This window comes from Paludisphaera sp. (genome assembly GCF_037189885.1).
In the GTDB taxonomy this organism is placed as follows: Bacteria; Planctomycetota; Planctomycetia; order Isosphaerales; family Isosphaeraceae; genus Paludisphaera.
In genome coordinates this window covers 1-25134 of sequence record NZ_JBBCIR010000017.1, presented here as the reverse complement: position 1 = coordinate 25134, position 25134 = coordinate 1, and the positions used below count along the sequence as shown (strand labels likewise).

At 72.1% G+C, this 25134-nt stretch carries 21 protein-coding genes; 16 read left to right on the top strand and 5 right to left on the bottom strand.

Features of this window, described 5'->3' with window-relative positions; all coding sequences use genetic code 11:
- Positions 1-65: 65 nt before the first annotated feature.
- The 3 genes from WG209_RS07160 to WG209_RS07150 are packed head-to-tail and all read right to left on the bottom strand — an operon-like array spanning position 66 to position 3579.
- The gene (locus tag WG209_RS07160; RefSeq protein WP_337174338.1) at positions 66-932 is read right to left on the bottom strand and encodes a CDP-alcohol phosphatidyltransferase family protein; all 867 of its coding nucleotides are present in this window, start codon (positions 930-932) and stop codon (positions 66-68) included.
- Positions 929-2821: a 4-amino-4-deoxy-L-arabinose transferase gene (locus WG209_RS07155; RefSeq protein WP_337174337.1), complete on the bottom strand. Its 1893-nt coding sequence runs from the start codon at positions 2819-2821 to the stop codon at positions 929-931. The genes WG209_RS07160 and WG209_RS07155 overlap by 4 nt, the downstream gene beginning before the upstream one ends.
- A gap of 29 nt (positions 2822-2850) precedes the next feature.
- Complete coding sequence (locus tag WG209_RS07150; protein WP_337174336.1) at positions 2851-3579, bottom strand: class I SAM-dependent methyltransferase; 729 nt, start codon at positions 3577-3579, stop codon at positions 2851-2853.
- A gap of 233 nt (positions 3580-3812) precedes the next feature.
- On the opposite strand from WG209_RS07150, the gene WG209_RS07145 reads away from it, so the two are divergent.
- From WG209_RS07145 to WG209_RS07130, 4 genes are all read left to right on the top strand, one after another.
- Positions 3813-4364 carry a DUF2617 family protein gene (locus WG209_RS07145; protein WP_337174335.1) on the top strand — a complete coding sequence of 184 codons (552 nt, stop codon included), beginning with the start codon at positions 3813-3815 and terminating at the stop codon, positions 4362-4364.
- Positions 4365-5244: 880 nt separating this feature from the next.
- Positions 5245-5532: a hypothetical protein gene (locus tag WG209_RS07140; RefSeq protein WP_337174334.1), complete on the top strand. Its 288-nt coding sequence runs from the start codon at positions 5245-5247 to the stop codon at positions 5530-5532.
- A gap of 396 nt (positions 5533-5928) precedes the next feature.
- Positions 5929-7107, top strand: a complete 1179-nt coding sequence (locus tag WG209_RS07135) for an ADP-ribosylglycohydrolase family protein (protein ID WP_337174333.1) — start codon at positions 5929-5931, stop codon at positions 7105-7107.
- A gap of 148 nt (positions 7108-7255) precedes the next feature.
- Positions 7256-7780 (top strand): tetratricopeptide repeat protein, encoded by a 525-nt coding sequence (locus tag WG209_RS07130; RefSeq protein ID WP_337174332.1) that lies wholly within the window; start codon positions 7256-7258, stop codon positions 7778-7780.
- 51 nt (positions 7781-7831) lie between these two features.
- Here WG209_RS07130 and WG209_RS07125 read toward each other — a convergent pair whose 3' ends face one another.
- Positions 7832-8149, bottom strand: coding sequence for a hypothetical protein (locus WG209_RS07125; protein WP_337174331.1), 318 nt, complete (start codon positions 8147-8149; stop codon positions 7832-7834).
- 151 nt (positions 8150-8300) lie between these two features.
- Between WG209_RS07125 and WG209_RS07120 the strand changes: the two genes are divergently transcribed.
- From WG209_RS07120 to WG209_RS07070, 11 genes are all read left to right on the top strand, one after another.
- Positions 8301-9947 carry an AarF/ABC1/UbiB kinase family protein gene (locus WG209_RS07120; RefSeq protein ID WP_337174330.1) on the top strand — a complete coding sequence of 549 codons (1647 nt, stop codon included), beginning with the start codon at positions 8301-8303 and terminating at the stop codon, positions 9945-9947.
- A gap of 168 nt (positions 9948-10115) precedes the next feature.
- Positions 10116-10613, top strand: a complete 498-nt coding sequence (locus WG209_RS07115) for a hypothetical protein (RefSeq protein WP_337174329.1) — start codon at positions 10116-10118, stop codon at positions 10611-10613.
- Positions 10614-10866: 253 nt separating this feature from the next.
- Entirely contained in the window at positions 10867-11337 is a 471-nt protein-coding gene (locus WG209_RS07110; RefSeq protein ID WP_337174328.1) for a hypothetical protein, read from the top strand.
- 150 nt (positions 11338-11487) lie between these two features.
- Positions 11488-12663: an ABC transporter substrate-binding protein gene (locus WG209_RS07105; protein WP_337174327.1), complete on the top strand. Its 1176-nt coding sequence runs from the start codon at positions 11488-11490 to the stop codon at positions 12661-12663.
- Between the two features lie 17 nt (positions 12664-12680).
- Complete coding sequence (locus WG209_RS07100; protein WP_337174326.1) at positions 12681-13703, top strand: ABC transporter permease subunit; 1023 nt, start codon at positions 12681-12683, stop codon at positions 13701-13703.
- Positions 13697-14524, top strand: a complete 828-nt coding sequence (locus tag WG209_RS07095; RefSeq protein WP_337174325.1) for an ABC transporter ATP-binding protein — start codon at positions 13697-13699, stop codon at positions 14522-14524. The genes WG209_RS07100 and WG209_RS07095 overlap by 7 nt, the downstream gene beginning before the upstream one ends.
- Positions 14521-17985, top strand: a complete 3465-nt coding sequence (locus tag WG209_RS07090; protein WP_337174324.1) for an FG-GAP-like repeat-containing protein — start codon at positions 14521-14523, stop codon at positions 17983-17985. The genes WG209_RS07095 and WG209_RS07090 overlap by 4 nt, the downstream gene beginning before the upstream one ends.
- Positions 17986-18002: 17 nt before the next feature.
- Positions 18003-19838 carry a CRTAC1 family protein gene (locus tag WG209_RS07085; protein WP_337174323.1) on the top strand — a complete coding sequence of 612 codons (1836 nt, stop codon included), beginning with the start codon at positions 18003-18005 and terminating at the stop codon, positions 19836-19838.
- The gene (locus WG209_RS07080; protein ID WP_337174322.1) at positions 19838-20749 is read left to right on the top strand and encodes a hypothetical protein; all 912 of its coding nucleotides are present in this window, start codon (positions 19838-19840) and stop codon (positions 20747-20749) included. Before WG209_RS07085 ends, WG209_RS07080 begins: the two co-directional genes overlap by 1 nt.
- Before the next feature lie 36 nt (positions 20750-20785).
- Entirely contained in the window at positions 20786-22159 is a 1374-nt protein-coding gene (locus WG209_RS07075; RefSeq protein ID WP_337174321.1) for an asparagine synthase-related protein, read from the top strand.
- On the top strand, positions 22156-23136 hold the full coding sequence (locus WG209_RS07070; protein ID WP_337174320.1) for a hypothetical protein: 981 nt from the start codon (positions 22156-22158) through the stop codon (positions 23134-23136). The genes WG209_RS07075 and WG209_RS07070 overlap by 4 nt, the downstream gene beginning before the upstream one ends.
- A 3-nt stretch (positions 23137-23139) precedes the next feature.
- On the opposite strand, the gene WG209_RS07065 is transcribed toward WG209_RS07070, so the two are convergent.
- Complete coding sequence (locus WG209_RS07065; protein ID WP_337174319.1) at positions 23140-23901, bottom strand: HEAT repeat domain-containing protein; 762 nt, start codon at positions 23899-23901, stop codon at positions 23140-23142.
- A 315-nt stretch (positions 23902-24216) separates the two neighbouring features.
- Between WG209_RS07065 and WG209_RS07060 the strand changes: the two genes are divergently transcribed.
- Positions 24217-25134, top strand: a 918-nt coding sequence (locus tag WG209_RS07060; RefSeq protein WP_337174318.1) for a transposase, incomplete at its 3' end; no start/stop codon positions are given.

Below are 25134 nucleotides of genomic sequence, written 5' to 3'. Positions count from 1 at the left end.
GCGGGCCCTCACCCGCCGCTGCGCGGCTGCCCTCTCCCGGGGGGAGAGGGGACATCGCGCTTGCCTTAGTGTAATCGATCGACCGGCACGCCGACGAATTCCCGGGCGTCCTCCGCCGGGCGGAACCACGCGGCGAACTCGGCCTCGGTCGCGCCGCGGGCGATCGCGCGACGGACTCGGGCGGTGGCCAGGAGGGGGGCGAGGCAGGCCATGGCGGCGGTCGCCAGTTGCCAGCAGGTCACCCACCAGGCGACGTTCACCACGGCCAGCGCGGAGAGGCCCGTCAGACCCATCAGGACGACGTGGGGTTCGCACGCCTTGTACGCGGGGAAGGTCAGCGCGCCGAGGCCCCTTCGCGGCCACCCCGGCGCGGGGGCGGGCTTGCCACCGGAGCCGCCATCCACGCGGTAGCTGGCGGCGGTCGCCTTCAGGCGCTGGATGAACGCCTTGTAGCGGCAGTCGTTGTGCAGGCCCAGGACGGCCCAGCCGGCGGCGATCGCGAAGCCGGCGGCGGCCCAGGCGACGTGGCCCGTGCGCGTCGCCAGCCCGAACCCCAGCGCGAAGCCCACGGCCATGTTCTGGACGTGGTGCATCAGGTAGTCGAAGTAGACGCCGTCCAGGCTCGCGGTCCCTCGCCATCGGGCGAGCTGGCCGTCGACGTGGTCGAGCCAGAACGCGAGCCAGAGCAGGGCGACCCCCGCGAAGAACCCCCGCGCGTCCCCGGTGCCGATCGCCGCGGCGCCGGCCAGCCCGGAGAGCATGGCGGCGGTCGTCGCCTGGTGGGCCGAGACGCCGAGCCGCACGGCGGCCCAGGTCCCGTACACGGCCGAGGGCCGCGCGAACCGACGGGCCAGGACGTTGCCGATCTCGCGATGTCGCCCCTTCTGGACGGCCCCCCGCAATTCGTCGAGGGTCGGCCGCGACGGCCTCATCGGGCGAGGCCCGCCGATTCGACCGCCACGGCGGCGTCGTCCGGGGTCAGCTCATAGATGGAATACCGCCGCGTCGGGCCGTTGGGCTCGGGCAGCTCCTCGTCGTAGAGCGGCCGTCGCGTGTCCAGCCAGGGCGCCAGCAGCTCGCCGAGCGTCGGGTCGAACTCGATCTCGGGGCCCTCTTGCGGGGGACAGAGCAACACGTGGGTGAAGCCCCGGCGGATCAGCTCGGCGACGATCTCGCGGTCCGTCTCGCCTCGCGCCCCCAGGTCGGTCCGGCGGCGGTGGGCCAGCTCCATCGTGTAGTCGCGCGGGATGTAGAAGCCGCGATGGTCCTGGCCGATGACGTGGGCCGACTCCGGCAGGTTGGCGTCGATCCAGCGGCCGACGCGGTACGACGGCTCATGGCGGGCGAGGTACTGCTCCGCGGTCTCGCGCCCCAGCACGGCGCCGGCCGAGCGGCCCGCGCGGGCCATCGCCACGCACGACTCCAGCCCCAGCGCCGCGAGCAGGGCGAAGGCCAACGCCCGAGCCGGGATCGTCCGCCGCTCGATCCACGTCGAGGCCAGCCAGGCCACGCCGATCGACATCGGACCCACCGCGATCAGCAGGAACCTCATGCTCTGCCGCTGGGTCATGCAGAGCATCAGGAAGACGTAGCCGAACAGCACCAGCCCGAGCACCCGCCGCGGCGCCCGCTCCAGCAGCAGCGCCGGGAGGAACAGCAGGAAGATCGGCCCGAACTGGTGGGCGAAGCTGTCGAAGCGGTGCGGCTCCAGCGTCAGCGGCGCGATCGACGTCACCATGTTCCACGCCGTCACCGCCAGGGGCCGCTTGATCGGGTCCAGCACCTCGTCAAGCCCCGCGCCGAAGACCGAGCGGAAGAACGGATGGACCGGGTTGCCCGTCGCGATGAACGCCCGCAGGTACCACGCGCCCCCCGCCGCCAGCATGGCCGGGACGAAGTAGGAGGCCAGCGTCAGGCCGTCGGTCCAGGCCCGTTGGGCGGCGCCGCGACGGGCGAGAATCGGCCGAGCGACCAGCCCGGCGACCAGCATCCCGGCCAGCACCAGCGCGGGGTATTTCACTCCGATCGCCAGCCCGGCGAAGGTCCCCGCGACCAGCGCGGCCTTGCGGCCGGGGGCCTCGTACAGCCGCATCCACGAGGCCAGCGCCGCCGTGCCGAAGGCGGCGAGGGCCACGTCGTTGAGCGGGGCGGACATGCCGTTGGTGACCGCCGGGACCAGCAGCGCCCCCGCGCCGGCCCACCAGGCGCGACGCCCGAGCGCGGGCCTCGCCAGCGCCGCGACGTTCGCGGCCATCGCCAGCCCCAGCGCCCACTGGAGGACGCGGCAGGCGACCGGCCCGCGGAACGCCAGGGCGATGAGGTAGAGCATCTCCGTCGCCAGCGGGTAGACCGTCTCGTGCAGGTCGGGCTGGTAGGTCGTCGCCCCTTCCATCAGGAAGACCTTGGGGACCTGCAGGTGGTAGCAGAGGGCGTCTCCGTCCATCACCGGGGCCAGGGCCGAGAGCGCCGTCGCGGCGACCGTCGCCAGCAGGAAGACCCGCATGAGGCGGTCGTAGAGGACGGGCCTCGCGGCGTCGGGCCTGGCGAACGGGACGGCCCCCAGCTCGCGAGCCAGCCGGATGCCCGAAAGCAGGCCGATCTCCGCGGCGACGGCCAGCAACACGGCGAGGGCCACGGCGTTCAGGGCGCGAAACTCGCCCAGCAGGAGGGTCGCCAGCGCGAGGAGGCCGGCCCCCAGCGGGAACGCCAGGCCGAAGCGGTCGACGGGGTGCTCCGGCGCCAGGTCGAGCCGGGTCAGGAGCTTCGCTCCCAGGCCCGTCGCCAGGAGCGTCAGCAGCAGGGCGAAGCCGAGGTCCAGCATGGCGCTTCCATCGGGGGAGAGGGGGGGCGTCAGGCCAGGTCGCCGAGGCGGGCCACGCAGAACTGCGACGTCGCGGCGTCGGCGTCCATCGGGATCGGGCCGACCTCGGCCAGCCGGATCCCCGCCGATCGATACCACTCGGCCGTGTCGTAGCCGTAGCGGTTGTAGCTGAGGTTCGTCTCCTCGTTGTGCGCCGCGAACCGGCGCGCCACGCGGAGGACCTCGCGGCGGATCCGCTCTGCGACCTCCGGCGGGTTGTGCAGGATCACCGCCGAGGTCACGACCATGTCGAACGACCCGTCCGCGAACGGCAGGCTGTCCCCCCGGCCGAGGAACAACGAGGCCCGCTCGACCCCCCGCGACGCCAGGAACTCCCGCCCGCTGGCGAGCTGTGTCGGGCTGAAGTCGATCCCCGCGAGCGGCGCGTCGAGGCGGTCCCGCAGGGCGTTCAGCAGCTTGCCGTACCCGCAGCCGATCTCCAGGATCGACGTCGGCCGGTAGGCGGCCAGCCGCGCGGCGATCCACTCGGCCCGGAGCGTCCGGCCGACCTGGCCTTCCTGCTCGCGGAAGTAGTCGCGGCCCCCCCGCAGCGTCCAGTATTCGCGAGGGTCGGCGTAGACGAGCCGGCGCTTCCACGACGGCCATCGGCCGAGCGTCCGGCGCATCGCCTTGTGCCAGGCGTAGCGGGGGCCGCGCTCGCGGACGGCCCTCCAGGCCCGGAGGGGCAGGGGGGGGGCGGCGGAGATCGTCGTATCCATGGCTTGACCGTCCCTGGTCCTCGCGGCGGGGCGACTGGGGCGAGTCGGCCTCCCCCCGCGTTTCGCGACGGAGTGTACGGGGGCCGCGAGAAGGGGTCAAGTCGAGGCGGGCCGCCGGCCGATCGCGCGCGAGACGCCGGAGATCGCGGTTTGCCGCGGGCCCGGAGGCGACCTATAGTTCCCCGTGGCGTGCCATCCGTTACCCGATCCGAGGCGAGCGAGGGCAAGGTCCCATGGAAGTCGGTCCCGGCGGGGTCCGCGTGAGCGACCGGGTGTTCCGGATCTTCGGGAAGGCGATCCATCCCGAGTGGTTCTCGGTCCGCGCGCATGAGCGGTACGCCCTGGGACCGTGGGAGGCCGACGTCCGGATCGTCCAGGGGGGCCACGTCGTGGTCTTCCGGGCGGGGAACACCGTCGTCACCGAGATCCTGGGCGCCCGCGAGTCCCCCCTGCCGCTCGGCGGCCTCCTGCTGGACTCCCCCGTCGAGGGCGAGCACGTCGAGTCGATCCGCGCGGGCCGCGACGTGGGCTATCAATCCTGCCACGAGGTGGAGCGGGTCGACCCGGAGGTCTTCCGCCACCTCTGCGACGAGGCGAGGCTCGACGCCACCCCCGGCCGGCTGTTCCACGCCTTCGTCCCCGTCCACCGCTTCGCGCCCCGGCCGATCTCGCTGCTCCGCGTCGACCGACTCGCCCGCGGGATCTCCATCCAGGCCTTCCACTCGTTCCCCGACGAGTTGGCCGTCCTGCGGTCGCAATCGCTGTTCGAACTCGACCTCGCCTGAGGTCGCGGGCAGCCCTCGATCCGGGGTTTTCGCCCCGCCGCGACTTCGCGCGACGTTGGCTTCGTTCGTCGCCGAGCCGATTCCTCGACTTGCGTGCAAGTCATGAATCCATGAGGTATTGCGGCGGAATTGAGTTGGCTTCGTTCGTCGTTTTCGAATGCGTTTTCCGCTGACCGTCGCGGCTCTTGGGAGACTGGGATGAAATCGGTCTTCCACTTCGCGAGGGGGGACGGACCACGAGTCGGCCAGGAGAGGGGGACGACACGCGCGAAGGGGGACGGCCGTTATGATGGCCCCCATGATCGGCGATGGCCGGGTTCTCCTACACCGCCGGCGGCGGGCTCACGGGCCCGTCCCGAACCCGACCGTGACGGGGCACGCGACGTCGCCGGCTCTCCTTGCCCTGCTTACCGATACCGGGATGTCAAAGAGCGGAGTCCACGATCTCCAGTGACAGTCCGCGGGCGTTGATCGGGGATTTCATGTTTCCAATTAATTCGTGGCGAGGGCGGGCCTGAGCCGCGCGGTCGGGTAGCCCGCCCCACGGTCAGGCCCCCTTTCCCAGGTCGCCGACGGGCTGCTTTCCACCGGCCCAAGACCGACGAAATTCGGCCTGCCCCGGCCGAATCGGGCGGCGTGGAAGGCCGTCGTCCCGCGGCTTGACGGGTGGTTGGGGGCGCGGCAAGATCCATCGAGGAGGACTCCCCGGAGTCGCCCGGCGCGTCCGGGGCGTCGCGGGGATGGGCCTCCGCGCCGCCCCGACGAGTGGACGGCGTCGGCCGACGTGCGAGGTCGGCCGCCTCGGCGGGCCCGACCCGTTCCCCATGCCCCGGACCCCGAGTCGCGAGCGAGGACGGCCGCGCCGTCCCGGAGGTCGACGATGGAACGGATGGAGCATATCCGCGGCAGCCTGTACGACGACGAGGCCCTCGTGCTCGACGACGTCGACGGCTACCTGACGTGCCACGAGAAGAAGGGGGGGCGGAAGACCCTTTACGGCTATTTCGAGATGCCGACGGAGCGGCTCAAGGTGATCGACCCGACCCGCTGCTATCGCCTGGTGCTGAGCGACGGCCGCAGGGGGAACGTCTACACGGACGTCGTCCCCAGCAACGCCCCCGGCAACTCGGTCGCCGAGTTCCACGTCAGCGGGCCGCTGAAGAAGTGACCGCCGGACGGCCCCCGGCGCGGCCGCGACGGTCGCGCCGGATGCGCCCGAGCCGCCCGGCCGGGGCGGCGAATCGCGGCCCGGTTGGTTGCTTCGGGGCGGCCGGCGGTCCGATAACCAGGGGGGCGGGCGAGCGGGCGTCGGCCGCGGTCCCGGGGGGGCGGCCCCGGCCGGCGGGAATCGGGGCCGCCGGGAAAAAAACCGGGGCCTCCCGATCGCGCCGTAAGTGGCACGGGGGGCAAGCGCCGGCGGTGCCACCGGGCCGTCGCAACCCGGGCTCGCGGCCGGAAGAAGGTTGGCGAGGCCGTCGCGGGTGGGTATCTTGCGGTTCGTCCCCCGAGGGGGCGTCGCTGGGCCGACGGCCTGCCGGTCGGCGTCCGAGGAGTCATGCCAGAGATGCCGGAAACGTCCCGTACCGACCGAGTCCGCGGGTGCCTCCTGGGCCTGGCCGTCGGAGACGCCCTCGGGGCTCCGCTTGAGGGGCTGACGGCCCAGCAAATCAGGACCCACTACGGCAAGGTCCGGAACTACGTCGACGGCGTGCAGGCCTGGAAGCGCAAGCCGTACCGCTGGCGGATGCGGGGCCTCTACTCCGACGACACGCAGCAGGCGCTGGCCCTCTGCGACGTCATGCTGCGACGCGGCGCGGTCGACCAGGGGGAGCTGGCCGGGTTGTACCTGGCGATGGCCGACGCGGAGGGCCCGTTCCTGGGTGCCCACCGCGGGGTCGGCCGGAGCTTCCGCCAGGTGGTCGCCGACCTGCGGATGGGGGTCTCGCCGCGATGGAGCGGCCAGATCAAGCCGGGCATCGGCGCGGCGATGCGGATCGCGCCCGTGGGCCTGTTCCACGACGACCCGGCCGAGCTGCTCGTCCCGGTGATGGAGGCCAGCCTCACGACCCATCGCGACGTGCGCAGCCTGGCCGGCGCGCTGGCCGTTGCCCACGGCGTCCGCCGCATGGCCGCCGGCGAGGCCCGCGACCCCGGCCTGCTGCTGTGGCTGGCCGCCGACGTCGCCCGCGACGAGGCCCGCATGGCCGCGGCGGGCTACGCCGACGTCGTGACCGCCGTCGACACCCACGGCCGCGCCGTCTCCAAGGCCCTCGCCCACGCCGAGACCCTGCTGGACCAGCCGCGCGAGCGGGCCCTGCCCGCGATGGCCGAGGAGGCCAACCGCCACGGCGCCGAGCCCGACTGCAAGCGGCCCACGATGGGCTTCCCCCCCGCCTGCATCCCCGCCTGCCTCTACGTCCTGCTGACGACCGACTCGTTCGAGGAGGCGATGCTGGAGATGATCAACCTGGGGGGGGACGCCGACACCACCGGCGCCATCCTCGGGGCGATGGCCGGCGCCCACTACGGCGTCGACGCGATCCCCGGCCGCTGGCTCGACGGCCTCCAGAACCGCGACGGCGTCGAGCGCCGCGCCCTGGCCATCGCCGGCCGCCCCGCCGACCTGGCGGGCATCCCGGACCTCGTCGCCACCGAGATCGAGCTGAACGCCCGGGAGCGGGCCTGCCTGCCCTCCCCGGCCTCCCTGGCTCGCGGCGACCGCGGGGCCAACTCGGTCATCTGACCCCGGGCGGCTCGATGGCCCGGGATCGAGGGGGGCCCCACGCGGGCTCGCGGGCCCAGCCCCACTTTTTCGGCGCGAGGCTCCCGAGTAAGATAGACTTGAGCGCGCGCCACGCGCGCCCCCGCGTCCCGCTCGGAGCGCCTGCCCGATGAGCACGACCATCCCCGTCCGGATCCGGCGTCAGCTCGACGAGGCCGAGGGGTATCTCATGCTGGAGATGCCCGAGAAGGCCCTGCGCATCCTGGAAGGGCGGTCGGACTGGCCGTTGATGGCCTTCGAGGCCAACTTCCTGAAGGGGGAGGCGTTGCGGTCGCTCGACCGGCATCGCGAGGCGTTGGCGTGCCTGGAGATCGCCGCGGCGCTGCGGCCGGACGACGTGGCGGTGGCGCTGGCGCAGGGGTGGTGCTACAAGCGCACCAACCGGCTCGCGCAGGCGGTCGACGCGCTGGAGCGGGCGTTGCGGCACGACCCGGACAACGCCCTGATCCATTACAACCTGGCGTGCTACTGGAGCCTGGCGGGCAACGCCCCGAAGGCGCTGGCCGGCCTGGCCGCGGCCCTGAAGCTCCGCCCCGAGATGCGGCGGATGATCGCCGACGAGGGGGATTTCGACCCCATCCGGGGCGACTCCGCCTTCGACCGCCTGGCGCGCGGGGCGGCACCGTCGAAGTGACGGGGGCCCGCCGCGGGGCGGCCGAGGAGAGTCGGCCGCCCGGCGCGGGGGTCAGGCCTCGTCCAGCACGCGCTGGGTGATCTCGCGCTCGCAGTACTTGCACCACTTCCAGCGCTTCTCGCCGATGGCCTCGTCCAGGTGCTGATGGGCGACGCGGACGCTGCGGAACCAGATCTTGGTCGGCTCGTCGCCGATCTTCTCCAGGCGGGGGCAGCGGGCGAAGTGGAGGAGGTTCGCCGCGATCGAGCCCTTCCCCTTCACGACGGGGATGACGCCGTGGAAGATGAACCCCACGGCCTCCACCCGCGCCTCGGCGAAGTCGTCGACGGATTCCAGGACTTGGACACCGGCGTGCTCTTTGATCGGCATGCGAAGGATCCCCGGGGATGATTGGTCGACCGGATCATGTCGACCGATAAGCGTGAGTTTAAACAAATCCTGAAGATTCCGCAAGGCGGACGGGCCGGCGGCCCCGGAAGTCGTCGTCGCGAGGCCCTGGGAGGGCCGGGGGCCCCTTGACTTGATCCGCGAGACCGTCGGACATCTGCGCGACCTGCCGCGCTATCGGCAGATCCTCGGCACCCTGGCTCGCTACGGCTATCAGGACGTCGTCGCCGCGCTTCGCCTGGAGGGGATCGTCCGGCCGCTGGAGCGCGCGGCGCTGGGGGAGGCCGCCGCCGGGCTGGACCGCCCCCGCCGGGTCCGCCTGATCTGCGAGGAGCTGGGGCCCGCGTTCGTGAAGCTCGGCCAGGTCCTCTCCACCCGCCGCGACCTGCTGCCGGAGGCCTACACCAACGAGCTGGCCGCGCTGCGGGACGACGTGCGGCCGTTCCCCTCGGATCAGGCCGAGGCGATCCTCGTGGAGGAGTACGGCCGGCCGCTCGACGCCTGCTTCGCCCGGTTCGACCCCGCGCCGATCGCCGCCGCCTCGATCTCACAGGTCCACCGAGCCACGCTCCACGACGGCCGCGAGGTGGCGCTGAAGGTCCGCCGGCCGGAGATCTCCAAGGTCGTCGCCGCCGACCTCGACATCCTCAAGAACCTGGCCCAGCTCGCCGAGCGTCGCGTCCCCGCCCTGTCCGCCTACCGGCCGATGTCGCTGGTCCGCGAGTTCGAGCGCACCATCAAGCGAGAGCTGGACTTCGGCGTCGAGCTGCGCACGATCAAGCGGTGCCAGGCCCAGTTCGCCAACGACCCGACGGCGCGGATCCCGTTCGTCGTGGAGGAGTTCTCCACTCCCCGCGTCCTGGCGATGGAGTTCATCGAGGGGGTCCGCGTCGACGACGTCCCGGGGCTCCGGCGGCTGGGGCTCGACCCGGCGGAGGTGGCGGATCGGGGCGCGGCGATCCTCATCAAGCAGATCTTCCAGTTCGGCTTCTTCCACGCCGACCCCCACCCCGGGAACCTCCGCGTCCTGCCGGGGGGCGTGGTCGCGCTGCTCGACTTCGGGATGTTCGGCCAGCTCGACCTCCGCTCCCGCGAGCGCATCGCCGACCTGCTCGTCGCCCTGATGGCCCAGGACGTCGACGGGGTCCTCGCGACGCTGGACGACCTGGACGTCCGGGGCGAGGACGCCGACCCCCGCGAGCTGCGCCGGGACGTCGGCGAGCTGGTGCAGACGTATTGCGACCTCTCGCTGGAGTCGATCGACCTGTCGGTCCTGCTCGGCGAGCTGGTGGCGGTCGTCCGGCGGCATCGGCTGACGATCCCGCCGGATCTGGTCCTGCTGATCCGCTCGCTGGTGACGATCGAGGGGACCGGCCGGGCGCTCGACCCGGCGTTCGACATCGCCGGGCGGCTGAAGCCGAGGCTCCGCAAGCTGGCGATGCGGCGGTTCACCCCGTCGCGGCTGGCGCGACAGGCGACCGCCATCGTCCAGGACCTCCAGCGCATCGCCACGCTGCTGCCGGACCTCCTCAGCCACTCGCTGGAGTCGATCAAGCGCGGCGAGCTGAACGTGAAGTTCGACCTCCAGGGCTTCGAGCGGCTGGTGAAGCAGCTGACGCGGGCGGCGAATACCCTGGCCGTGGGCATCGTCATCACCGGGCTCCTGGTCTCCTCGTCGTTGATCTACCGCGGCGGCGCGACTACGCTGGCGCAGGTGGGCTACGGGCTCGGCGTGGCTTTGAGCCTGTGGTTGATCTGGAACATGTCGCGCCGGGGATGAGGGAGGGGTGGGGCGGGTCGAGTCGCGGCCGTGGCCCTTGCCGATCGGGCGCGTCGGCTGGCTTCAAGAGCGATCGATTCGGCCACCGATTTCATCCCGTCGACCGTCATGTGACGCGGACGAGCCGGGGGCACCGATCATGTCGAACCTCGTCGGGAGCGGCTGGCCATGGAGATCGTGATCAAATTCGCGTTCATGCTTGCCGGCCCGTTATTCATCTATATCAGCTACGACGCCCTGTTTTCGTGGGTATCCAGGTGTATCGTCGGGACCACGCTCGGCTTCCCGACCGAGTATCGCGTCGGGGATGACGACCCCCGTTATGACCGCTCCAAGCCATGGGCCTCCTTCCATGCGGAAGGCATCGGTGGGCTGACGACGCCGAAGATCGCGTACCTGGCGACCGACGACGGCATGGCTTTCGCCATGCGATCGGCGCTCGGGCTTCCCATGACGCGGACGGTGTGCGTCCCCTGGTCGGCCCTGCGCGCGGAGAAAGTGTCCGATCACATTACCGACAGGAACAGGCTGAAAATCGTGGTCCTCAACCCCGATGGTTCGGTCGCCACGACGCTCGTGCCCCAGGTGCTCACGGATCGACGACGGCTCGCCGCGATCGGCCGATTGATCGCCCGGGCGGACGCGAAGGAATCCCACGCCGGGTAATTCGCCCCCGAGCGGAGCCGACAGGGCCTCTCGGCGCGGCGCGCGGCCCGGGACATCGTCTCCCATTGAAAGGGGTTTCGCCGGGCGTTCGGCGTTGCTCGCCCACGCCGGTGATGAGGGAGGGGCGGGGCGACTCGCGGCCGGGGACCTTGCCGATCGGGCGAGCGTCGCTTATGCTCGAAATCGAGCAATTCACGGAATCGTCGGCGCGAAGCCCCGACGACGCTTACCCTTCGGCGATCGAGATCCTCGCGTGGCCGGTTTCCTCCCGTCGACCCGCATGCGACGCAGCCTGGCCGGAGCCGCCCTGACGCTCCTGGTCGCCATCGCGTGCGCGCCGGCCGAGGCGACGGCGGGCTGCCACCGGGACGCCGGCGGCGATCGAGCCGCGGTCGGGCCGACGCTGGAGAACCTCCGCTCCCTGGGGGCGCTGGCGACCCCGCCGGACCGGGCCGATTCCCTGGCCCACGCCGCGAGCGTCCCCTTCGGCGACCCCCGCGGGGGATGCTCCGGGCCGCTCTGCTCGTCGGACCCCGAGCCGGCCTCGGCCCCCCCCTCGCCCGCCCCGGCCCCGCTCCGGGCGGAGTGGCCCGCGATCGGCGCGGCGCCTCGCGAGCCCGACCCGACGGCGGCCCCCGCCGCGCCCGAGGCCCGCGCGCGCTGGACCAATCCGCCCCTCGCGGGCGTCTTCCACCCCCCGCGAGGGCTCGCCTTCGCCGGCTGACGGCCCGTCCGCGCCCGCTCGCCGTCCGCGCCGCGGTCGCGTTCGCGCCGTCGCGCCTCCATCCCGGTCGCTCCTCGTCGGCTCGATCGAGCCACCGGGGGCGCGCCCGTGCGTCTGGGTCCTGATCTCATTTTCGCGGAGGAAGCGTCGATGGACCATCGGAAGAGCCCCCGAATCCTGATGGGGTTGGCGGCGGCGGCCGGGCTGGCCTTGCTGGCGGCCGGATGCGGCGGCGAGTCGGAGCCCGAGGCGTCGTCGGCGTCCGACGGGCCCGGCAAGGTGAAGCTGGCCTACCTCGGCCTGACGTGCGAGGCGGCCATGTTCGTCGCCCAGGAGAAGGGCTACTTCGCGGAAGAGGGCCTGGACGTCGAGTTCGTGAAGACCGACTGGGACGGCCTGCGAGACGGCCTGGGGCTGGGGAAGTTCGACGCGAATTACACGCTGATCATGTACCTGCTCAAGCCGATCGAGCAGGGGCTGGACGTCAAGATCACCGGCGGCGTCCACTCGGGATGCCTCCGGACGCAGGTCCCCGAGGGCTCGCCCGCGAACTCGCTGGCCGACCTGAAGGGGAAGAAGATCGGCATCCCGAACATGGGGAGCCCGCCGTTCCTGTTCACCAGCCGGGCCATGGCCTCCCAGGGCCTCGACCCCCGGACCGACGTCAACTGGGTCGTCGTCGCCCCCGAGCTGATGAAGATCGCGCTGGAGAAGGGCCAGGTCGACGCCGTGGCCAACTCCGAGCCGATGGGGTCGATCCTCTCGGCCCAGGCGAAGGTGCGGACGATCGCCGACCAGGCGGTCGACGAGCCCTACGACGACGAATATTGCTGCGCCACGGTCCTCAGCGGCAAGTTCGCCGCGAGCAACCCGAAGGCCGCGGCGGCCGTGACGCGGGCGCTGCTGAAGGGGGCCCTCTGGGTCGACACGAACCCGAGGGCGGCGGCCGAGATGGCGGTGGAGAAGAAGTACGTCGCGTCCTCGGCCGAGCTGAACGGCCTGGCCCTGGCCAAGCTCAAGTTCATGCCCAGCGTCTCCGGCTGCCGCGACAGCCTGGGCTCGGCGGCGAGGGAGATGAAGACGGCCGGCCTGCTCAACGCCGGCACCGACCCGGACGACCTCGCCGCGCGGGCGTGGCTCGACCTGGAAGGCGTGACCGACGACTGGATCCGGGGGCTGAAGGTGGAGGAGGTCGCCGGCGGCGGACGCCTCCCGATGCTCGACGACGAGCGGATCGTGGAGCTGGTCGCGGGGGAGACGGACCTGCATTCCATCCTCTGCCCCGGTTGCGCGATGTCCCCCGACGCCGACCTCTGCGGCCGTTGACAAGGAGCCCGAAGACGTTGGCGACCATCCTCGCGGAACCATCGGCCCCCACCCCGGCCCACGTCGACCCCGACGGGGCCGAGCGGGGGCGCGGCCTGTCGTCGCCGGCCTGGGCGCCGGCGCCGGCCGTCGCGGCGGCCCTGACGCTGGCCCTCCACCTGGCACTCCCCGACAGGCAGCCCCCCTCCTCGGGCCGGATGTTCGTCGGGCTGATGGCGGCGATGCTGGCCGGATCGCTCGCCATGGCCGCCCTGCGCCGGACCTCAGGCAAGCTCGGCGCGTGGGCGAGGTATCGCTCCCCGCTGGCGGCGGGGATCATCCTGACGCTCGCGGCGTGGGACCTCCTGACGCTCAAGCTGGCGTGGCTGCCGATGCCGTACTTCCCCGACCCCGAGCGGGTCCTGGGCGCGATGTGGGAAGACCGCGACGCGCTGGGCCTCAGCGCGTTCCACTCGCTCCGGCTGCTGGCCTGCGGCTACGCGGCCGGGGCGGCGGCCGGGCTGGCCTGCGGCATCGTGATCGGCTGGTCCAGGTCGGCGCGATACTGGGGCATGCCGCTGCTGAAGCTGGTGGGGCCGATCCCGGCGACGGCCTACGTCCCGCTGGCGATGGTGATGTTCCCCGACGCCTTCGCCTCGGGCGTCGCGCTGATCGCCGTGGCGGTCTGGTTCCCGGTCACGATGCTGACCTGCTCCGGCGTGGCCGACGTGCCGGCCGCCTACCTGGACGTGGCTCGGACGCTGGGCGCCGGGCGGGCGCACCTGATCTTCCGCGTCGCGCTCCCCTCGGCCCTGCCCAGCGTCTTCCTCGGCCTGTTCATGGGGATGGGCGCCGCGTTCCTCACGCTGATCGTGGCCGAGACCCTGGGCGTCTCCTCGGGCCTGGGGTGGTACCTCAAGTGGAAGCAAGGCTACTTGGAATACCCGCACGTCTACGCGGCGCTCGTGATCATGTCGCTGTTCTTCTCGGGGTTGATGACGCTGCTGTTCAAGGCCCGGGACCGGGCGATGGGGTGGCAGAAGGGGGCGATCCGATGGTGACGGCGCGAGCCGAGACGGCGGCCGAGCCGGCGTCGCTGCACGTCCGCGACGTGTCCAAGGCGTTCCGACGGGCCGACGGCGTCCGGGTGGAGGCGCTCGACCGCGTGACGCTGGACGTCGCGGCGGGGGAGATGGTCGCGCTCATCGGCCCCAGCGGCTGCGGCAAGTCGACCCTCCTGCGGATGATCGCAGGCCTGGAGCGGCCGACGTCGGGCTCGCTGCGGGTCGGCTCGCGGCCGATCGAGGGCCCCGGCGCCGAGCGCGGGCTGATGTTCCAGGATCCCAACCTGTTCCCCTGGAAGACCGTCAGGCGCAACATCGAGACCGGCCCGGCGGCTCGTGGCGTCCTCCGCGAGCATCGGGCCGAGGTCGACGAATACCTGCGGCTGACCGGCCTGGAGCCGTTCGCCGACAGCTACCCGCACCAGCTCTCCGGCGGCATGGCCCAGCGCGCAGCGCTGGCGCGCGCGCTCATCAACCACCCGAAGGTGCTGCTCCTGGACGAGCCCCTGGGGGCGCTCGACCAGTTCACCCGCATGAGGATGCAGGACGAGGTCGTCCGCATCTGGCGGGCGCGGCGCACCACGACCGTCCTGGTCACGCACGACATCGACGAGGCCCTGTACATGTGCGACCGGATCGTCGTCATGACCCCCCGGCCGGGGCGGATCGAGCGCGTGATGGACGTGCCGCTGGAACGCCCCCGCCATCGCAACGACCCCCGGTTCCTGGAGCTTCGCTCCGAGATCCTGGAGATGATGCACCTCGCCGGCGACGACCGCGCCGAGGTCGAAGCCGAGGCCGAGGGGGACGCGCCGTGAGCCGTCGAGGGATCGGGATCGCCGGGGCGCTCGCGGCGGCGCTGGCCGTCGCGGCCGGGGTCGTCGCGTGGTACGCGATCCGGGGGGGCGGCGGGATGGCGCCGGGCTCGCCGCGGTACGAGGAGGCCGTCTCGGCGTTCTCCACCGGGGTCGCGGCGCTGGACACCGACGCCACCGCGATCGCCCGCGACGCCATGACGCGCGCCGTCGAGGTCGCGCCCGAGGAGCCCGCCGCCTGGGCCAACCTGGCGCTGGCCCAGATACGGCTGGGCGACTTCGACGCGGCGGCGACGGCCCTGGACCGGGCCCACGCCCTCGCGCCGGACAGCGGCGCCGTCGACCGCCTGCTCGCCCTGCTGGAGCAGCGCCGGGGGGACTTCGACGCGGCCGTCGAGCACCTGCGCCGGGCCGTCGAGCACGACCCGAAAGACCTCCGATCGCGGTACGCGCTGGCGCAGGAATTGGAGCGTCGCGGCGAGGACGACGCCGAGGCGTTCCGCATGCTGGACGACGTGCTGACGATCGCTCCGGACAACGTCGCGGCGCTGCTGGACCGCGCGCGGATGGCGGCGAAGCTCGACGACGCCGACGCCCTGGCGGACGTGGCCCGACGGCTGGAGGGACCTTCGAAGGCCTGGCCCTCGCGGATCCGCGAGCAGTACGACGCCTTCGCCAAGGCCGCCGCCGCCGACCCCCGCGCGGCGACCACGCGCGTCCTCATGCTCCGCAACGCCCTGGTGACGATCCCGGAGTTCCGGCGGAGCCTGGACGCCCTGATGCTCCCCGTCGGGACCGTCGGCGAGCCGATCCACGCGTTCCTCGCGCTGCCGAACCCCCCCGCGACCCCCGCGCCCCCCGACCTCGCGCTGACGTTCGCCGCCGAGCCGATCGGCGAGGGACCGGCCGGCGCCGCGTTCCTCCTCCCCGACGCCGACGGCGGCGCGCCGACGGTCCTGGCCGCCGACGGCCGCGAGCTGCGCAAGGCCGACGGCTCCGGGACCGTCGCCCCGTTCCCCGGCGGCCCCTCGGCCGTCCCGCCGTCGCCCCACGGCGTCGCCGCCGCCGACTGGGACTCCGACTACCGAGTCGACCTCGTCCTCGCCGGCGCGGGGGGCGTCCGAATCCTCCGGCAAGAGGAAGCCGGCGCGTTCGTCGATGTCACCGAGGCCGCCAAGCTCCCCCCCGAGATCCGCGACGCCGACGCCCACGGCGTCTGGGCCGCCGACGTGGAACTGGACGGCGACCTGGATTTCGTCGTCGGCCTCCGCTCCGGCGCCACGATCGTCCTGCGCAACAACGGCGACGGCGTCTTCGAGCCGATCCCCACGTTCGAGTCGGTGGTCGACCTTCGCGACTTCGCCTGGATCGACATCGACCACGATGGCGACCCCGACGTCGCGCTGCTCGACGCGAAGGGCGTCGTCCACGTCCTGGACAACGAGCGGGCCGGCCACTTCGTCCCCCGCGCGACGCCCGAGGGCCTGGGCCCCGTCGACGCGCTGGCGATCGCCGATCTGAACGCCGACGCCGCGATGGACCTGCTTTTGCTCGGCCGCGACGCGATCCGCCGCCTCTCCGACCGCGGCGACGGGGAGGCCTGGGATCTCGCCGAGGTCGTCCGGTTCGCGGGGCCTCGCGAGGCCGCGCCGGGCGACGCGCGGCTGATCGTCGCCGATCTCGACAACAACGGCGGTGTCGACCTGATCGCGTCCGACGCCGGGTCGACAAGCGTCTGGCTGGGGGGGGAGGCGGGCTCGTTCGTCGCGCCCGAGCACGCCCCCGCGCTGGGGACGAACGCCGTGGCCGACCTCGACGGCGACGGCCGGGTCGACCTGATCGGGCTCGCGGACGGCCGGCCGGCGCGTGGCGTGAATCGAGGCGTCGAGTCCTACGCCTGGCAGGCGATCCGCCCCCGCGCGGCCAAGGCGGTCGGCGACGGACGCATCAACTCGTTCGGCGTCGGCGGCGAGATCCAGGTCCGCGCCGGGCTGCTCGTCCAGACGCAGGTGATCGCGGGGCCGGTCGTCCACTTCGGCCTGGGGAGGCGGGAACGCGCCGACGTCGCCCGCGTGGTCTGGCCCAACGGCACCTCGCAGGCCGAGTTCGACATCGAGGCCGATCGCGCGGTCGTCGCGGAGCAGCGGCTCAAGGGCTCGTGCCCGTTCGTCTACGCCTTCGACGGCGAGCAGGTCCGGTTCGTCACCGACTTCCTCTGGCGGTCGCCGCTGGGGCTCCGCATCAACGCGCAGGATACCGCCGGCGTGGCGCAGACGGAGGACTGGATCAAGATCCGCGGCGACCAACTCGCCCCCCGCGACGGCGAGTACGACGTCCGCGTGACGGCCGAGCTGTGGGAAACACACTACTGGGATCACGTCTCGCTGATGGTCGTCGACCATCCCGAGGACGTCGAGGTTTACGTCGACGAGCGGTTCGCCATGACGCCGCCGAGGCTGGAGGTCCACGCGACGACGCGGCCCGTGCCGGTCGCCTCGGCGCGGGACGACCGGGGGCGCGACGTGACGGAGGTCGTCCGCGCCCGCGACGACAAGCGGCTAGACGGCTTCGGCCGGGGCTTCTACCAGGGGGTGACGCGCGACCACTGGGTCGAGGTCGAGGCCGGCGCCGACGTCCCGGGCGACGGCCCGCTCGTGCTGGTGGCCGAGGGCTGGATCCACCCGACCGACAGCTCCATCAACGTCGCGCTGGGGCAGGGGGGCCACGAGCCCCCGCGCGGGCTCTCGCTGGAGGTCGCGACGGCCGACGGCGGCTGGGACGTCGTCCGCGACGACCTGGGATTCCCCGCCGGCAAGGACAAGACGATCCTGATCCCCCTGGACGGCGTATTCCGGGAAGGGGCCCCGCGAAAGCTGCGGCTGCGGACCAACCTGGAAGTCTTCTGGGACGCGCTCGGCTTCGCGCGCCCGGTCGATCCGTCGGCCCTGGAGACGACGCGGCTGGCGCCGACCACGGCCGAGCTTCGAATGCGGGGGTACTCGCTGATGACCCAGGCGGACGAAAGCTCGCCGGAAATCCCGCGTTATGACGTGTTCACCGGGTCTTCCCAGCGATGGAACGACCTGATCGGACTTTATACCCGCTTCGGCGACGTCCGCGAGCTGATCGAGCGCGTGGACGACCGCTACATCATCGCCAACGCGGGGGACGAGCTGGCGCTGCGGTTCCCCGCGCCGGGGCCGCCCGCGCCGGGGCGCCGCCGCGACTTCGTGCTGATCGGGGACGGCTGGAACAAGGACGGCGACTACAACACGGCCTTCTCGAAGACGGTCCTCCCGCTGCCGTCGCACGCGAATCCCGCCTACGACACGCCGCCGGGCGAGCTGGAGGACGACCCGGTCTACCGGGCCAACCCGGCGGACTGGGAACGGTATCATACGCGCATCGTCATCCCCGGGGTCTTTCGCGACGGGCTTCGGCCCCGGGCGATCGCGACCCCCTGAGCCGACCGGAGGATTTCATGGGCATCGATCGCGGCCGGATCGCCGCAATCATCCTGTTCGTGGGGCTCGTCGCCGCCGTCCCGATCCTCAACCACAAGACCGTGACGGGGAACGTCGACGGGGGCCCGGCGCGCGGGAACGCGCCGTCGGCCTCGCGGTCCGCGTCGGCCCCGGGGAGGGGCGACGCCCGGGCGCGGTACGGGCTGAAGCTGGAGGAGGTGTCGAAGTCGGCCGGGATCGACTTCGTCCACGTCGCGCCCAAGCTCGATCCCAAGCTCGACCACATCATGCCCCAGATCGCCTCGATGGGCGCGGGGGTCTCGGCCGTCGACTTCGACCGCGACGGCTGGATCGACCTGTACGTCACCAGCAGCGGCGAGGGGAGCCTCAACCGCCTCTACCGCAACCGCGGCGACGGGACGTTCGAGGACGTCGCCCCGGCGATGGGCGTGGCCGACCTGAACCGCGAGGGGACCGGCGTCTCCATGGGGACCGTCTGGGCCGACTTCGACGGCGACGGCTATGACGACATGTTCCTCTACAAGTGGGGCAAGTCCGAGCTGTTCCGCAACGACGGCGGGAAGGGCTTCGTCCGGGCGACCGAGGGGACCGGGATCCCCGCCTGGATGAACGTCGGCTGCGCGACGTGGCTGGACTACGACCGCGACGGCCGCGTCGACCTGTTCCTGGGGGGCTACTGGGGCGACGAGCTGGACCTCTGGCGCCTCGACACGACGAAGGTGATGCCGGAGAGCTTCGAGTACGCCAGGAACGGCGGGGGCAATCGGCTGCTACGCAACCTGGGCGACGGCAAGTTCCGCGACGTGACGGCGGACGTCGGCCTGGACAGCCGGCGGTGGTCGCTGTGCGCCGCGGCGGCCGACCTCCGCGGCACCGGCTTCCCCGACCTGTTCGTCGCCAACGACTACGGCGTCTCCGAGCTGTTCGCCAACGACGGCGGCGAACGCTTCCGCGAGATCGGCCGGGAGACCGGCGTGGGCTTCTCCCCCAAGAGCGGCATGAACGTGGCGTTCGGCGACGTCTTCAACGACGGCCGGTTCTCCGTCTACGTCACCAACATCTCCGAGGAAGGGGTGCTCATCCAGGGGAACAACCTCTGGGTCCCCAAGGAGGGGACGTCGGGCGACGGGCTGAAGTACGAGAACCTGGCCGACGCCCTGGGCGTGGAGCTGGGGGGCTGGAGCTTCGGCGCCCAGTTCGGCGACATGAACAACGACGGCACGCAGGACCTCGTCCTGACCAACGGCTACGTCTCCGACGCGCGCGACGCCAGCTACTGGTACGACTACTCCATCATCGCCGGCGGCCACGGGTCGATCATCGCCGACGCGAAGAACTGGCCGGCGATGAAGGGCAAGAGCCTGTCCGGCTACCAGCAGAAGAAGGTCTGGCTCAACGACGGCGCGGGGCGGTTCTCCGAGGTCTCGCAGGCCGTCGGCTACACCGACCTGCACGACGGCCGCGCCGTGGTGCTGGCCGACCTCTGGAACCGCGGCGCGCTCGACCTGGTCGTCGCCAACCAGCGGGGGCCGCTGCTGATCTACAGGAACGACGTCGACCCGGCGAACGGCTGGATCGGCTTCGACCTCCGGGGCGCCGCGCCGAACACCAGCGCCATCGGCGCGGAGGTGCGGCTACACTGGGGCGGTCGGGTGCAGCTGCAGCAGGTCACCGGCGGGGTGGGCTACTCGGCCCAGCAGCCGCGCCGGCTGCACTTCGGGCTGGGGAAGGACGCCGGGGTGGAGCGGGCGGTGATCCGCTGGCCGTCCGGGCGCGAGCAGGTGATCGAGGCCCCCGAGCCGGGGCGGGTCCATACCGTGGAGGAATCCTGATGTCGGCCTCCGTCCTGACCGAGACCCAGCCCGCGCCCCCCGCGCCGACCCCGCCGTCGCGGCTCCGGGCGTTCGCGCGCGACTACCTCTCGTTCAACAACCGCTACCTGCCGCCGCTGCTCATCACGCTGATCCTGCTGGTGGGGCAGGTGGGGTTCGGGTTCCTGGAGAGCTTCACCCGGACGCTGCTGGCGATCGGTGCCTCGATCCTCATGGAGCTGGTCCTGAGCCGGCTGCTCCTGCGCAAGTGGCCCCACCTGGCCAGCTCGTACATCACCGGGATCAGCGTCGGCATCCTGCTGCGGTCGCCGGCGTTCTGGCCTTACGTCCTCTGCTCGTGGATCTCGATCGCCTCGAAGTACGCGATCCGGTGGCGCGGGCGGCACCTCTGGAACCCGTCGAACCTGGGCGTGAGCGTGATGCTGTTCCTCGCGCCGGCGACGGTCGCCTCGCTGAGCGTCCAGTGGGGGAACACGCTCTGGCCGATGCTCGTGGTGTGGACGATCGGCTCGCTGATCATCTGGCGGCTGCGCCGGTTCCACATCTGCGCGACCTACGCCTCGTCGTTCGTGGCGCTGGCGTTCGTCCGGAGCCTGGTCACCGGCGAGCCGTTCCTGGCGCAGGTGGCGCCGATCACCGGGCCGATGTATCAACTGTTCATATTCTTCATGATCACCGACCCGCCGACGACCGTGCGGTCGAAGCGGGGGCAGATCCTCGTCGCGTTCCTGATCGCCGTGGCCGAGATGATCCTGCGGCTCAACCGCGTCGTCCACGCGCCGTACTACGCCCTGTTCCTGGTCGGCCCGACGGCCTTCATGATCGACCTCTGGCTGCGATGCCCCGCGCCCACGCCGGACCCCCGCGCCAGGCGCGAGCCGACGCCGGCGACGGCGCCGACCACCGCCTGACCCGGACAACCCCATCATCCCGAGGAGAATCGGACCATGTTGCAAGGCGTCGAGAGGCTGGACGACCTGATCGGACCCCGCGAGTCGGGGCTCACCGGGGCGACGCTGGCCGAGGTGGAATCGGCCGTCGACCGCGCCGACGTCGCGCGGCTGGGGGCGACCGACGGGCACTTCGCGGCGGTCGCCCGCGAGGGCTGCACCGTGCGCCTGGCGCGGACGATCGGCCTGCCGCTGCGCTACTTCGTCGCCAAGCGCCACCACGGGCCCTACCTGATCGTCTCGGACCGGATCGACGCCCTGTACGAGTACTGCTGCTCGCTGAAGATCGGCTGGCAGTTCGACCCGCTGTACACGCGGATGATCCCGGCGCACTACCTCGTCGAGATCGACCAGGTGGGCTGCCCGGACCCGAACCCGCGCTACCATCGGTTCTTCGACCCGGAGGTCGCCCAGGGCCCGCGCGAGATCGAGGCGGCCGGCGACGCCTACGTCCGCGCGGCCTACGAGTCGGCGCGGTCGTGGATCGCCCGCGTGCCCGACGGCGAGCGGATCGCGATCCTGTTCTCCGGCGGCGTCGACAGCGGCTCGACGTTCCTCATCGCCCGCAAGGCCCTGGCCGACCTGGGCCGCGACCCGAACCTCGCCCGCGCCTACACGCTGGACCTCGGCGGCGGCGAGGACGCCGCGCAGGCCGGGCGCTGGGCCGCCGAGATGGGGCTGAGCGACCAGTGGGAGCGCGTCCCGCTCGAAGGGGCGACGCCCGACCTGGAGGAGGCGATCGCGACCATCGAGGACTACCACCCCCTCGACGTCGAGTGCGCGGCCACGTCGCTGATGCTCCTGAAGGCGATCCGCCAGCGCGACCCGTCGGTCCGCCACCTGATCGACGGCGACGGCGGCGACGAGAACCTCAAGTCGTACCCGCTGGAGGACTCCGACCTCACCATCTCCAGCGTCCTGCGCAACCCGCTGCTCTACCAGGAGGGCTGGGGGATCGACGCCGTGAAGCACAGCCTGACGTACTCGGGCGGGCTCTCGCGGTCGTACACGCGCACCTACGCCCCGGCGCGGCGACTGGGGTTCGAGGCGTTCAGCCCGTACACCACGCGGGGCGTCATCGCCCGCGCCGCGGCCATGCCCTTCGAGCTTTGGCTCAATGGAGACGCGAGCCGGCTCGACACGCTCAAGGCCGACGTCGTCGGCGCGGGGGTGGAGTCGGTGCTGGGCGTGAAGATGCCGATCTTCCCCAAGCGGCGGTTCCAGGACGGCGCGGGGGATTCCTACCGCGGCTGGAAGGTGAGCAAGTCTTGGTGCCGGCAGGTCTTCTTGCGCCAGTGGGAGGAGCGGCTGAAGGTCGCCTGGTCGCCGTTCGCGGAGCGCGTCAGCGGCAACGCGATGCCGACGACGTGAGCCCGCCGGACCACGCCCCATACCCCGACGCGCCGGCCGACCGGGACCGCTGGATCCTGGAACGCCGGCCCCCCCGGAACCCTCTCGACCCGCGGCGGCCCTATGCCTTCCTGGTCGAGTCGGAGCCGGGGCCGTCGGGCGGGCCGGCGGTCGACGTCGCCACGATCTTCCTCACCAACCGCGAATGCCCCTGGCGCTGCCTGATGTGCGACCTCTGGCGCGACACGCTGGAGGAGACCGTCCCGCCGGGCGCCATCGCGGAGCAGACGCGGTACGCGCTCGATCGCATGCCGGGGCTGGTCCCCGAGCGGTCGGAGCTGAAGCTTTACAACGCCGGCAGCTTCTTCGACCCCCGCGCGATCCCGCCGTCGGAATACCCGGGGGTCGCGCGGCTGGCCGCGCCGTTCCGGGGGACCATCGTCGAGTGCCACCCCTCGGCGCTCGGCCGGCGGGCGCTGGAGTTCCGCGACCTTTTGGGGAAGCCCCTGGAGGTCGCGATGGGGCTGGAGACGGTCCACCCCGAGGTCCTCGAACGGCTCAACAAGCGGCTGACGCTCGACGGATTCCGCCGCGCCTCGCGGTTCCTGGCCGAGCACGGCATGTCGCTGCGCGTCTTCATCCTCGTGCGACCGCCATGGCTGACGGAGGCCGAGGGGCTGGAGTGGGCGAAGCGGTCGCTCGACTTCGCGTTCGATTGCGGCGCGGCCGTCTGCTCGCTGATCCCCACGCGCGGGGGCAACGGCGCGATGGAGGCGCTGGCGGCCTCCGGCGACTACGCGCCGCCGTCGCTCGCCTCGCTGGAGGCGGCGACGGAATACGGGCTGTCGCTTGGCGCGGGGCGGGTCTTCGCCGACCTCTGGGGCGTCGAGGCCATCCCGCGCTGTCCGTCATGCTCGGCGGCGCGCGTGGAACGGCTCCGCGTCATGAACGCGACCCAGCAGGCGCCGCCGCCGGTCGCCTGCCCGGACTGCGGCTGACGCTCAGCGCGGCCAGCCGGGCTCGGGGGCGGGGAGGTCCATCGGCGTCGGCGGCCCGCCGGGCGGGGCGTAGCGGTCGATCGGCGTTTCCGGGGCGACGAGCGGGATCGAGTCCTCGGGCCGGATCGTCGGCATCGAGCCGCGGCGTGGCGGCGGCAGCGCGGGCACGGCCTCGACCGGCGCGAACGGCGACGGCGTCATCGGGACGGCCGGGACGCTCAGGGTCGTCGGCGCGAGCGGGTCGAGCATGGTCTCGGGCGCGGAAGGGACGATGATCTCTCCCGGCTCGGCCCCGAGGGGCGGCACGAATTCGTCGAAGTCCGACGACCCCGGCCCGCAAACGTCGCACGCCTGGACGCACCCCTTGCCCACCGACTTCAGGGCCTTCTTCGCCGCGTGGCGCGCGATCAGGCTGGAATCGGTCTCCGCCGCGCGGGCCAGCGCCTCGTGAGCGATCGGCAGGCACGGCCGCATCTTGCCCAGCGACGCCGCGGCCTCCTGGCGCACCAGGCATTGGCGGTCGTGCAGGACCGCTGCGGCCAGCGCCTCGACGGCCTCGGGATGACTCTCCCAGTCGTAGCCCCCAAGCTCGCGCGCGGCCTTGCGTCGCGCGACCCACAGGCAGGCCGTTTGCAACTTCTCGACCTTCGCCCGGACCGCCGCGTCGGTCTCGCCGCACCCTCGGCAGTCGCCGCCCGCCTCGACATGCCCGGCATGGATCCCGACCGAGGCCGCCAGGATCAGGGTGAGACTCGCCATCGCCATCGGATCGACTCGCGAAAGGTGACAGGATTCAGGCTCTATGACGTCTGAATCAACCTTAGCGCGAGTAGTTGCCCAGGCAACCCATTTTTACTAAAGTCACGCGGGCTTGAAGGGAAGCCGTGTTTGCTGAGGGCGGTTATGTCGATTGTCGGGGCAGTGGTCGATGAGCGTCGAATGAATTGCGACGGGCTCGGCCGACGCTCCATGTCCACCAAACGTGGAACGCGCGTCCCCTCTCCCCCCGGGCATAGGTATGGTCACATGCTCTGTAGGAAACCGGTGAACCGGCGTCGACGAGGTTCCGTAGTATGAGTTGTGAAGACGAGCAAATCCCCGCGTCGCGTCCTGCATACTGCTTATGAGGCGGCCCGCGCCGCGCTGCCCGACCATCGGCACAAGTACAGCCCGAAGAAGTTCACCCAGCCGCAACTCCTGGCCTGCCTGGTCCTGAAGGAGTTCCTCAAGGTCGACTACAGGGGGCTCGCGGCCCACCTCGCCGACCACCCGGCGCTCTGCTGGTCGATCGGCCTGAAGGCGGCGCCGCACTACACCACCTTCCAGAAGGCCGCCGCACGGCTCCTGGCCGCACGGCCGGGCCGGTTGATGTTCGACGCCGTGCTCGAACGGGCGCGGAAGGACGGGACGCGGAGGCGCCGCGTCCGCCTGGCGGCGGTCGACGGCACCGGCCTGGAATCCCGCCACGTCAGCCGCTATTTCTCCAGGCGACGGGCCCGCGGCGACCCGGACGCGGGCCGCGTCTATTCGCACTTCCCGAAGGTCGTCTTCGTGGTCGATTGCCAGAGCCATATGATCCTGTCGGCGGCGACGGGGCGCGGGCCGGGCTCGGACCTGGCGCAGTTCCGGAGGGCGTTCGTCCGGGCGATCGGGCGGGCGAGGATCGGGACGCTGCTCGCCGACGCCGACTTCGACGCCGAATGGGTCCACGAGGCGGTCCGCTCGCGGGGCGTGCGGACGATCGTCCCGCCCACGCGGGGCCGGCCGTCGGACAAGCCGCCCGCCGGCCGCTGGCGGCGGGTGATGCGGGAGCGGTTCGCGGCCTTCAAGCGCAGGTACGGCCAGAGGTGGCAGGTCGAGACGGTGAACTCGATGATCAAGCGTCATCTGGGCTCGGCGCTCCGCGCGCGGACGGAACCGTCCCAGGCCCGCGAGATCATCCTCCGGGCCATCACTCTCAACGTTATGATCGTGCGACTATGGGTTTTCTACAGAGCA